Below are 3441 nucleotides of genomic sequence, written 5' to 3'. Positions count from 1 at the left end.
CTGGATAACGTTCCAACAATAATCTGTGCTGCGAGGATAAAAACAATGAACGACAGCATTTACCTCTCGATTCAAAACAGCCCGCGCTTCAAGGAGCTGGTCAGCAAGAGGGAGCGATTCGCCTGGATCCTTTCGGCGATCATGCTAGGGCTTTACTCTGGATTCATCCTTTTGATTGCTTACGGGCCACAAATACTGGGGGCGAAAATCAGCCCTGAGTCTTCGATTACCTGGGGAATTCCGATTGGTGTCGGGCTGATTCTCTCGGCCTTTATCCTGACGGCAATCTACGTACGACGCGCCAATGGCGAATTCGACGACCTGAACAATGCGATTCTCAAGGAGGCTCAGCAATGATCCGGCGTCTAATGGCTCTATTGAGCGTTGCAGCATTCGCACCGGGGGCCTGGGCGGCTGACGCCTTGACCGGTGCCGTGACCAAACAACCGCTGAACGTTCCCGCGATCCTGATGTTCGTGGCGTTCGTCGGCGCGACTTTGTATATCACTTACTGGGCCTCCAAGAAAAACAACTCGGCCGCCGACTACTATGCGGCGGGCGGCAACATCACCGGTTTCCAGAATGGTCTGGCAATTGCCGGTGACTACATGTCCGCGGCGTCCTTCCTGGGGATTTCCGCCCTGGTGTTCACGTCCGGCTACGACGGCCTGATCTACTCGATCGGCTTCCTGGTGGGCTGGCCGATCATTCTGTTCCTGATCGCCGAGCGCCTGCGTAACCTGGGTAAATACACTTTTGCCGACGTGGCGTCCTACCGCCTCGGGCAAACCCAGATCCGCTCGCTGTCCGCTTGCGGCTCGCTGGTGGTGGTGGCGTTCTACCTGATCGCGCAGATGGTCGGTGCCGGCAAGCTGATCCAGCTGTTGTTCGGCCTCGACTACCACGTCGCGGTCATCCTGGTCGGTATCCTGATGTGCATGTACGTGTTGTTCGGCGGCATGCTGGCGACCACCTGGGTGCAGATCATCAAGGCTGTGCTGTTGCTGTCCGGTGCTTCGTTCATGGCGCTGATGGTGATGAAACACGTCAACTTCGACTTCAACATGCTGTTTTCCGAGGCGATCAAGGTTCACCCTAAAGCCGAGGCGATCATGAGCCCTGGCGGTCTGGTGAAAGATCCGATCTCTGCGTTCTCTCTGGGCCTGGCACTGATGTTCGGTACCGCTGGCCTGCCGCATATCCTGATGCGCTTCTTCACCGTGAGTGACGCGAAAGAAGCTCGCAAGAGCGTGCTGTATGCAACCGGCTTCATTGGTTATTTCTACATCCTGACTTTCATTATCGGCTTCGGCGCGATCCTGCTGGTCAGCACCAACCCGGTTTTCAAAGATGCGGCTGGCGCGCTGTTGGGCGGTAACAACATGGCGGCGGTGCACCTGRCCAACGCGGTGGGTGGCAGTATTTTCCTCGGCTTCATCTCGGCGGTAGCGTTCGCGACCATTCTGGCAGTGGTTGCCGGTCTGACCTTGGCCGGTGCATCGGCGGTGTCTCATGACCTGTATGCTAGCGTAATCAAGAAGGGCAAGGCTAACGAGAAAGACGAGATTCGCGTCTCGAAAATCACCACCATCGCTTTGGCGGTGCTGGCGATCGGCCTGGGCATTCTGTTCGAAAGCCAGAACATCGCGTTCATGGTTGGCCTGGCGTTCTCCATCGCGGCAAGTTGCAACTTCCCGGTGCTGCTGCTTTCCATGTACTGGAAGAAGCTGACCACTCGCGGTGCGATGATCGGCGGCTGGTTGGGGCTGATCAGTGCTGTTGGCTTGATGATTCTTGGGCCAACCATTTGGGTGCAGATCCTGCATCACGAGAAGGCGATCTTCCCGTATGAATACCCGGCGCTGTTCTCGATGGCGATTGCCTTTGTCGGTATCTGGTTCTTCTCGATCACTGACAAGTCGACCGCTGGCGCTAACGAGCGCGCGCTGTTCTTCCCTCAGTTTGTTCGTTCGCAGACTGGTTTGGGGGCGAGTGGGGCGGTTTCGCACTAAGGCTTTTATATATAAGTCGCGCTAAAACGAATGCCCCGATCGAGAGATTGGGGCATTTTTTATTGGGCGGTTATCGGACGCTGTATGGCGTTTCCTGTATCGGGTGTACATATCCGTTTCTGCGGTAACGGCGATTGGCGGTTTCGCTCTTACAGCGAGTCCCTTCCAAACGCCGAAAAGGAACCAAAAGGCTTTGCCCCTCCATTCGGTGCCTCGCTTAGGCTCGGCATGCCCTCACTCCGGCATTGCTCCGGGGGCCCGCCGCCATCGGCCATCCATGGCCGGGGGCGGCTACCGCGGCATCCTTGCCGCGGTGCCCCCTACGCAAAGCCTGCGTTCGGCCCCTGGGAAAGGGGCAACAGATCAAGATCAAGATCAAAAGCCGAAGCAACAGCAACAGCAACGGCAACGGCAAGATCAAAAGCTTCGCGAGCAAGCCCGCTCTCACAGTTGGACAGGGTACATCCCTGAGAGATTGGTCGGCTGTCAGGCCGCCTTCGCTGGCAGGCCAGTTCCCACAATGGATCGGCGTACAGCTTTTGCTTTTCACCACTCAACAGGCCGAGCGTTAGCTCGCCTGCAGCTTTTGATGTTGAGGCACCGCCCCCTCGAGAGGCCGAGTGGAGGTTCTGCGCAGTGGGCAMCSCGGCAAGGATGCCGGGTTAGCCGCCCCCGGCCATGGATGGCCGATGGCGGCGGGCCCMCGGAGCARKRCCGGAGYGAGGGCATGCCGAGCCTARGCGAGGCACCGAACGAAAGGGGCAGGAGCGCTTTGGTTACTTTCGCGCTTTTCGAAAGTGACTCGCTGTAAAAGCGAAACCAATAGAAGCCGTTACCGCAGAAACGGATATGTACACAATCAAAGAACCGGGAAGGCCCACAAACAAAAACGGCCTCTATATAAATAGAGGCCGTTTCCGGTGCAACTCAAGACGCTATCGCAAGACGGGTCTTATTTGCGGTCTTCCAGCTTGGTGATGTCACGCGACTCGTAGCCGGTGTACAGCTGGCGCGGGCGGCCAATCTTGTACGGGCTGGAGAGCATTTCTTTCCAGTGGGAGATCCAGCCGACAGTCCGCGCCAGGGCGAAGATTACGGTGAACATGCTGGTTGGAATGCCAATCGCCTTGAGGATAATCCCCGAGTAGAAATCGACGTTCGGGTACAGCGAGCGTTCGATGAAGTACGGGTCGGTCAGGGCGATCTCTTCCAGGCGCATGGCCAGTTCGAGTTGCTTGTCGTTCTTGATGCCCAGTTCCTTCAACACTTCGTCGCAGGTCTGTTTCATGACGGTAGCGCGTGGGTCGCGGTTTTTGTAAACCCGGTGACCGAAGCCCATCAGTTTGAACGGATCGTTCTTGTCCTTGGCCTGGGAGATGTACTTGTCGATGTTCTACACATCGCCAATTTCATCGAGCATGGTCAGAAC

General features: G+C 57.0%; 2 protein-coding genes and 1 pseudogene. 2 read left to right on the top strand and 1 reads right to left on the bottom strand.

Annotation, left to right across the window (positions count from 1 at the left end; all coding sequences use genetic code 11):
- Nucleotides 1-45 precede the first annotated feature (45 nt).
- Together AC1DSG_RS29235 and AC1DSG_RS29230 are read left to right on the top strand one after the other, a co-directional pair.
- The gene (locus tag AC1DSG_RS29235) at nucleotides 46-357 is read left to right on the top strand and encodes a DUF485 domain-containing protein (RefSeq protein ID WP_477793977.1); all 312 of its coding nucleotides are present in this window, start codon (nucleotides 46-48) and stop codon (nucleotides 355-357) included.
- Nucleotides 354-2012, top strand: a complete 1659-nt coding sequence (locus AC1DSG_RS29230; protein ID WP_477793976.1) for a cation acetate symporter — start codon at nucleotides 354-356, stop codon at nucleotides 2010-2012. Before AC1DSG_RS29235 ends, AC1DSG_RS29230 begins: the two co-directional genes overlap by 4 nt.
- A 952-nt stretch (nucleotides 2013-2964) precedes the next feature.
- On the opposite strand, the pseudogene AC1DSG_RS29225 reads toward AC1DSG_RS29230, so the two are convergent.
- A pseudogene (locus AC1DSG_RS29225) lies at nucleotides 2965-3441 on the bottom strand (citrate/2-methylcitrate synthase); the annotation flags it as partial.

The sequence above is a fragment of the Pseudomonas sp. P5_A12 genome (assembly GCF_056400685.1).
This window is presented reverse-complemented; position numbering and strand designations above follow the sequence as displayed.